Below are 7,348 nucleotides of genomic sequence, written 5' to 3'. Positions count from 1 at the left end.
GGTGGGTGAAGCCATGGCCATGGTCAAAGCGCTTAACCGGATCACGCTATTAGGAATGCCGAACAGTATTCGCATCACGTAACAATCGACCCGTATGGGGCGCAGTCGTTACAAGTTCTGATTTATTCAACAAAGCCCCCCGACGCACAAACCCTGCGGCAGTGAATGTCGCAAAGGTACCCTGCGCCCGGCACAGGCGTGCCATGGCGTGAAATAGATTATCTGTCCACATGTCCGGGTTTTTGGATGGGGCAAAACCATCGAGAAACCAGGCGTCAACATGATGCGTCAGGGAATCGTCCAGCGTTGGCAGAAAGTCGTTGATATCGCCAAACCACAGGTCGAGAGTGATGGCACCGTCAGCCAGAATCAGGCGATGGCAGCCCGGCAGCGCCGACGGCCATGCCTGCCGCAGCGCTTCGGCGTAAGGTCCGAGTGTCGGCCAGTGGGCGTGCGACTGTTCCAGATCGGCCACGCGCAACGGGAATTTTTCAAAGCTGATAAAGTGCAGGCGCCGCAGCGTGGCCTGCGGATGCTGCGCGCGAAAGTGGGCAAACGCTTCCCACAGCGTCAAAAAGTTCAGGCCAGTGCCAAATCCGGTTTCTGCAATGATGCACAGCGGGCGTGAATGCTCAACAAAGCGCGCCGGAAAGTGATTGCCTTGCAAGAAAACGTAGCGGGTCTCTTCCAACCCATCCTGATTTGATAAGTAAACGTCATCGAACTGTTGCGAAACAGGTGTACCCTGTTCGTTCTAGGAGAGCGTACCGTGCTGAATAGCATGGTCTTTCACGATAATTGACTAATTTTTAAAGCGATAGCGTGATTTTACTCAGCCAGTGTCGAGCGCGCAAATTTTGTAAAAGGTTGGGTGATCGGACTTGTTCAGCTTACATCTGTACGCTAAAGTGCGTGACGAAATCCCAAAATACATTTATGCGGAAAGAGGTATTGAATGAAACGTGCAGTGATTACTGGCCTGGGGATCGTCTCAAGCATTGGTAATAACCAGCAGGAAGTCCTGTCATCGTTGCGGGAAGGTCGCTCGGGTATTACGTTTTCACAAGAGCTGAAAGATTCCGGTATGCGTAGTCACGTCTGGGGCAATGTGAAGCTGGACACTGCAGGCCTCATTGAACGTAAGGTCGTGCGTTTCATGAGCGATGCCTCTGTCTATGCTTTTTTGTCGATGGAACAAGCCATTGACGATGCCAAGCTGGCACCTGAGGTTTACCAAAACAACCCGCGCTTCGGTTTGATTGCCGGTTCCGGCGGTTCCGCGCGTTCTCAAGTGTTTGGCGCGGATGCCATGCGCAGCCCACGGGGCCTGAAAGCGGTTGGCCCGTATGTGGTGACCAAAGCGATGGGTTCCGCGGTGTCAGCCTGCCTTGCAACGCCCTTTAAAATTCAGGGCGTGAACTACTCCATCAGTTCTGCCTGCGCCACCTCTGCGCACTGTATTGGTAATGCGGTAGAGCAGATACAACTGGGTAAACAGGACATCGTATTTGCTGGTGGAGGTGAAGAGCTATGCTGGGAACTGGCCTGTGAATTTGATGCCATGGGCGCGTTGTCTACCAAATATAACGACACGCCGGAAAAAGCGTCCCGTACCTATGATGCCGATCGTGACGGTTTTGTTATCGCCGGTGGCGGCGGTATGGTGGTCGTGGAAGAACTGGAACATGCGCTGGCGCGTCGTGCACATATTTACGCCGAAGTGGTGGGATATGGTGCAACCTCTGACGGTGCCGACATGGTTGCGCCGTCCGGTGAAGGCGCCGTGCGCTGCATGAAGCTTGCGATGCAGGATGTGGATACCCCTATCGATTATATCAACACCCATGGTACTTCTACGCCGGTGGGTGACGTGAAAGAGTTGTGGGCGATTCGTCAGGTGTTTGGCGACGCGGTGCCGCCCATCTCGGCAACCAAGGCAATGACCGGGCACTCCCTAGGCGCTGCGGGCGTACAGGAAGCGATCTACTCTCTACTGATGCTGGAGCACGGTTTTATCGCGCCGAGCATTAACGTTGATACGCTGGATGAGTTGGCGCAGGACATGAACATCGTGACACAACCGACTGAGCGTAAACTGACCACGGTAATGTCCAACGGTTTTGGCTTCGGCGGCACCAATGCGACGTTGGTGATGCGTAAGTTAGCGTAATCTATATACCCTAAATAATTCGAGTTGCAGGAAGGCGGCAAGTGAGTGAATCCCGATGAGCTTACTCAGGTAAGTGATTCGGTTGAAAGAATGCAGCCAACGCACGTGCAGCTTGAAGTATGACGGGTATAGTCTGTTTTGCTGAACCGGGGCTGTGTGCCCCGGTTTTTTTGTCGGTTAAAACAGTACCCACAGCAAAAATATCACCACGCAAACGCTGACAATGTGCCAAAACAGCGGTCTGTTGAACACGGCATGGAGGGCAGGCGGTAAGGCGGCAACCAGCGGTTTGGCAATTGGCTGAGGATGCGGGAACAGGCTCTGTATCGTCAGTTCACAGTCGGAAACGCGCTGCATGCGGTGAGCGAACAAAAAGGTCACAAGTTCGTTGAGTTGCGGTTGGGTAAGCTGTGTTTGTACCCCGGCATTGAAACGGTTTTGACTGTAGTCTAGCAACAACTGTCGCTCATTGGCTTCCAACGCGGGTTGAAACAACGTGTACAAGGTGGACTGAGTTGCGGTCATTGGGGGTTGCGCCGCATTGCCTGTGGTCGACGTTGTTGCCAAAGTCGCGGGTGCATCGCTGCGCCCATTGCCAGTGGTCAGCAGATGATGCAGGTCAGTTTGCGTTTGCAAATATTGCATCAGGAGCGGCAAATGACGAGCGGGGATCGGTGTGCCCGGCGGTTGGTGCTGCATTGCCGTCAATGACGTCCAGACTTTTTCCGTCGGTTCGCCCAGCAACGCGGACAATCGCACCACCATCTTATTCAGGCTATTCTGCTCGACGCTGGATAACGGACGTTGCAGCAGGGCAGTGGTCGCTGCATTGGTCGCAACATTGGTGAGCGCATTTTGCACCAGCGTTGTGGCAAGCGCGGGTGCTCTGCCTGGCGCGGCATTTAGCGGTGCTGCATCGGGCGGTGTTTGCAACATGGTCAGCACCCGTTGTAACTGAGGTTGCGTCAGCGCCTTGAGTTCGGTATGACCAAATTCCTGACGTAAAAATTGAGTGACGCGCTGGCTGTTGTTTTCCTGCGGCAGCAGATCGGTCAGGCGTTGCAATAACGGATGGCGGGCGCTGCTTTGCTGTGTTTGAGCCTGCACCAGTTGGTTCTGCAATGACTGCTCGGCGGCGGTAAAATGCTGTCCGAGCAATGTCTGGTTTGGCGCCAGACCAATATCCTGACGTAGTGTGGTCCAGATGGCATTGTTACTCAGCGACGTCATCGCCTGTAGCTTGACCACCAGCGTATCCAGCGTGGCGCGCTGGGTAAAGCTGAGCGGGGAGTTCGCCGCCGCCGTATTGGATGAGGAAGAGGCAATGGCCGACGTCGGCGATGCGGGGGGGCGATCTCCCAGCGTCGGGGTTCCCGGACTGCTGACTGGCTGCATGATGGACTCCTAACTGCGTGAAAGGCACCCTGCATTCCCCGGGAGCCCTGAATAGGCAACGGAAATCATAGCAAGGTGTCTGGTGCGAGAATAGTCAGATCATAGGGGAAAATGCCTTCTTATTTGCGGTTTGCTTCCACTTCATGGATTTGGCTGCGAGACGTATAGCTATCCGGTGCACAAACTGCATTGTGCTGAGCGCGCGGAGTACGCATATGCTGCGCCATGACAACACCGAGTAATACCTGAATCCCGCCTACGATATGGTAGCTATGCAGCGTTTCATGCAGCAACGTCACAGCGATCAGTGCGGTAAACACCGGTGTCAGATTAATGAAAATACTGGCGTTATTGGCCCAGATGCGCATCACCCCGACGATCCACATCCACGGAGCAAAGATCGAGGCGAAAATACCGGCGAACAGTACCAGCGGCAGGTTTTGCGCGTTCAGTACAATGCTTTGTGCCAACAATACGTTCGGCAGCAACAGCACGACACCAAAGGCAATCTGCACGTAGAGCGACACCCAGGTGGGCAGAGCAATGGACCAGCGTTTGGTTAACACGCCGTACAAGGCGTAGGCTAACGCAGCAATAAACATCATTACCTCGCAGCGCCCGATGCCCTGCGCCAGAATCAGAGTTGGATGTCCACCGCTGATAAGCCAACTGATGCCGAAAAAGGAGAGCAGACTGCCGCACAGTAAGCTAAAGGTGTGCACCACGCCGAGCAACGGAATGCTGATCAATACCGTGAACAAGGGGATCAACGAAACCAGAATGCCCATCATCAGCGCACTGATGCTGTGTGCGGCATAGTAGGCCATGCTTTGGTAGAGCACCATGCCGAGAAACCCTAGAAACAGCAATTTTCCCCAGTGTAGCATGATGGTGCCCGCGTGTCGTCGCAACTGAGGCAACATAAAGGGCGTCAGTACCAGCAGAGCCAATAGCCAGCGGTAGAATGACATCGCTGCTGGATCGATGACACCAACGGAAAGTTTATTAACGATCACTTTAAATGACCAAAACAAGACGGCGATAAGGGGGAATAACAGTTGCATGATAACAATTATCATTAACGTAGTAAGTCAGTTTACGACAGGCGGGTTCGTTCTATATAGTGAAAATAAGACATACTGAATGGCAAGACAGACAACATGACGCGACAACGATCTTACTACCGTCCTGAAGGCATACCGCCGAATGGGGTGTTTTTGCGTACCGAAGCGGTTAGAGCGGATACGGAATACCTGACCCATCGTCATGAGTGGGGGCAATTGTTGTATGTGGTTTCTGGGGTTGTGGTTCTGCGTCTCGCACAGGAGCGTTTTTGGGCACCGACCCATTTCGCTATCTGGTTGCCTCAGGGGGGTTGAGCACGCTTGCTACAACCAACGTCATGCCACCATTCGCACCATCAATTTTGATGCGCGCTGGTATGCAGAACTTCCCGAAACGCCGTGCCTGCTTGAGGTTGGCCCGCTGTTTAAGGCGATTCGGGATGATTTGTTCGCGCGTGACGTACTGATCCCTCACGATAAACCCGAACTGCGCTTGTGTCGTGTGTTGTGCGATCAAATGACGGTGGCACCGCGCCAACGCAATTACTTGCCAGGAACCGATGATCGCCTGTTGGCTCCAGTGTTGCATGCTCTGGAGCAGTGCCCGGCGGATAACCATACGCTGGCGCAATGGGCAACCGATGTCTACAGCACGGAACGCACGCTGTCGCGGCGCTGTCAGGCATTACTTGGTATGTCGTTCAGCGAGTGGCGACAACGGCTACGCCACCTGCAAGCGTTAGCGTTGTTGCGTCAGGGCATGAGCGTGCAGTCTGTAGCGCTGGAAGTCGGCTACAGCTCTTCATCGGCGTTTATCGCCATGTTTCGCCAGCAAAGTGGGTCCACGCCGGAAGGATATCGAACCAGACCTTAATCGATGGGGATAGCGTTGGGATTCTTCACCATTCGGTGGCAAAATAGTGCCCCTGTTTTTCTTGCAAGTGTTGCCTGACCGGGGTCGTACATGAAAATTGTGGTTGATGAGAATATGCCATATGCGCGCGAGCTGTTCAGTAGTGTGGGTGAGGTGGTGGCCGTGCCGGGAAGGCCGTTGCCCGTTGAGGCGTTGACACAGGCACACGCCCTGATGGTGCGCTCCGTCACGCCGGTTAACGCCGCGCTGTTAGCGGATTCGGGCGTGACCTTCGTCGGCAGCGCCACGGCGGGTACCGATCACGTGGATGATGCCTGGCTTCGTGAGCAGGGGGTCGGATTTTCAGCCGCGCCGGGTTGTAATGCCACTGCGGTGGTGGAATACGTTTTTTCTGCGCTGCTGATGCTGGCGGAGCGAGATGGCTTTCAGTTGCGCGACAAAACCGTCGGGATTGTCGGTGTGGGCAACGTCGGACGGCGTTTGCAGTCTCGCCTCAACGCCTGGGGGGTGAAGACGTTACTGTGCGATCCCCCTCGCGCCCGCAAGGAGGATGTTGTCTCCTTTTTACCGCTGGATGCGCTGTTGCGTGACGCGGATATTGTCACGCTACATACGCCCTTGACCAAGGGTGGCCCAGATAACACCCTGCACCTGATTGATGACGCGGTGCTCGCCGCCTTGCCAACAGGCCGTATTTTGATCAACGCGTGTCGCGGGCCAGTGGTTGATAACGCAGCACTGCTGCGAGTGTTACAGCAAGGCAAGGATCTGCGCGTGGTGCTGGACGTGTGGGAACCGGAGCCGGGCCTTTCGCTGGATTTGCTGGCGCGTGCGGACGTGGGTACGGCGCATATTGCTGGCTATACGCTGGAAGGCAAGGCGCGCGGTACCACGCAAGTGTTTGAGGCGTTGTGCCAGTTTATCGGGCAGCCTCAGCAAGTGCCGCTGTCATCGCTGTTGCACGCCCCGGATATCACGGATGTTCACGTAACGGCCACTCTCGATCAAGCGTTGCTGAAGCGTCTGGTGCATCTGGTGTATGATGTACGCCGCGACGATACTCTGTTGCGCCAGTCTGCTGGTCAAGCTGGCGGATTTGATCGTCTGCGTAAACACTATCAGGAGCGCCGCGAATGGTCTTCGCTGCGTGTCACTTGTTCTGATGAGGCCAGTGTTGCCTGTCTGAATGCATTGGGTTTCACTGCCGTCTTGCCGTAATACGGTGAGAGGTTTTCATGAAATACGACGTTTTTAGCGTAGGGTATTCGGGGGTGATATATCGCCCGAGCAAGAGGTATTGACGAATGGGGAAACACCACATGTCTGACGGCTGGAATATTGCGCTATTGGGAGCAACGGGTGCGGTGGGAACGGCACTGCTGGAGTTATTGCAAGAGCGCGCGTTTCCCGTAGGCACGCTCTATCCGCTCGCCAGCGAACGCAGCGTGGGAGAATCCGTGAGAATCAACGGCAAATCCTGGCAAGTTGAGGATGCGGCCGAGTTTGATTGGTCTCAGGCACAGTTTGCCTAATGAGATGGTCACCCCCACTCTGTGAGCGGTACGCTGGCAGAGTGTTTTTCTTTCAGGAGAGGCAATCATGGAAAACGTTACTCTTATTGGTATCGATCTCGGTAAACATTCTTTCCACATTCATTGCCAGGATAAGTCAGGTAACGCGCTTCTGCGTAAGAAGTTTACGCGCACAAAGCTAATGCAGTTTTTGGCGACGTGCCCATCCTCGGTTGTTGTCATGGAAGCTTGTGCAGGGGCACACTTTATGGCGCGGCGTATCAATGATAGCGGCCATGAAGCAAAACTTATCTCTCCGCAGTTTGTGCGCCCG

The 7,348-nt window shown here is 54.7% G+C and carries 5 protein-coding genes and 4 pseudogenes; 6 read left to right on the top strand and 3 right to left on the bottom strand.

All coding sequences use genetic code 11. The annotated features are described in order from the left end of the window. A pseudogene (locus QZ506_RS20155) lies at positions 1–82 on the top strand (lipoprotein); the annotation flags it as partial. 54 nt (positions 83–136) lie between these two features. On the opposite strand, the pseudogene mnmD reads toward QZ506_RS20155, so the two are convergent. Further along, positions 137–793, bottom strand: a pseudogene (gene mnmD / locus QZ506_RS20150) (tRNA (5-methylaminomethyl-2-thiouridine)(34)-methyltransferase MnmD); the annotation flags it as partial. A gap of 162 nt (positions 794–955) precedes the next feature. Between mnmD and fabB the strand changes: the two are divergent. Next, on the top strand, positions 956–2,170 hold the full coding sequence (gene fabB, locus QZ506_RS20145) for a beta-ketoacyl-ACP synthase I (RefSeq protein WP_291973442.1): 1,215 nt from the start codon (positions 956–958) through the stop codon (positions 2,168–2,170). Positions 2,171–2,347: 177 nt separating this feature from the next. Here fabB and QZ506_RS20140 read toward each other — a convergent pair whose 3' ends face one another. Both QZ506_RS20140 and QZ506_RS20135 read right to left on the bottom strand, forming a co-directional pair. Beyond that, positions 2,348–3,565 (bottom strand): flagella biosynthesis regulator Flk, encoded by a 1,218-nt coding sequence (locus QZ506_RS20140; protein WP_291973440.1) that lies wholly within the window; start codon positions 3,563–3,565, stop codon positions 2,348–2,350. 119 nt (positions 3,566–3,684) lie between these two features. Beyond that, the gene (locus QZ506_RS20135; protein ID WP_291973438.1) at positions 3,685–4,629 is read right to left on the bottom strand and encodes a DMT family transporter; all 945 of its coding nucleotides are present in this window, start codon (positions 4,627–4,629) and stop codon (positions 3,685–3,687) included. A gap of 238 nt (positions 4,630–4,867) precedes the next feature. Here QZ506_RS20135 and QZ506_RS20130 point away from each other — a divergent pair, with 238 nt between their 5' ends. The 4 genes and pseudogenes from QZ506_RS20130 to QZ506_RS20115 form a co-directional block, all read left to right on the top strand. Beyond that, a complete protein-coding gene (locus tag QZ506_RS20130; protein ID WP_367273046.1) occupies positions 4,868–5,503 on the top strand; it encodes a helix-turn-helix transcriptional regulator in 636 nt (211 codons plus the stop codon). 90 nt (positions 5,504–5,593) lie between these two features. Then, positions 5,594–6,721, top strand: coding sequence for a 4-phosphoerythronate dehydrogenase PdxB (gene pdxB, locus QZ506_RS20125; protein ID WP_291973436.1), 1,128 nt, complete (start codon positions 5,594–5,596; stop codon positions 6,719–6,721). Between the two features lie 101 nt (positions 6,722–6,822). Next, positions 6,823–7,032, top strand: a pseudogene (locus QZ506_RS20120) (aspartate-semialdehyde dehydrogenase); the annotation flags it as partial. Between the two features lie 70 nt (positions 7,033–7,102). Further along, positions 7,103–7,348, top strand: a pseudogene (locus QZ506_RS20115) (IS110 family transposase); the annotation flags it as partial.

This window comes from Candidatus Symbiopectobacterium sp. (assembly GCF_020054415.1).
Taxonomy (GTDB): Bacteria; Pseudomonadota; Gammaproteobacteria; order Enterobacterales; family Enterobacteriaceae; genus Symbiopectobacterium.
The sequence above is the reverse complement of the archived record's forward strand: the minus strand, read 5'-3'. Positions and strand labels throughout refer to the sequence as shown.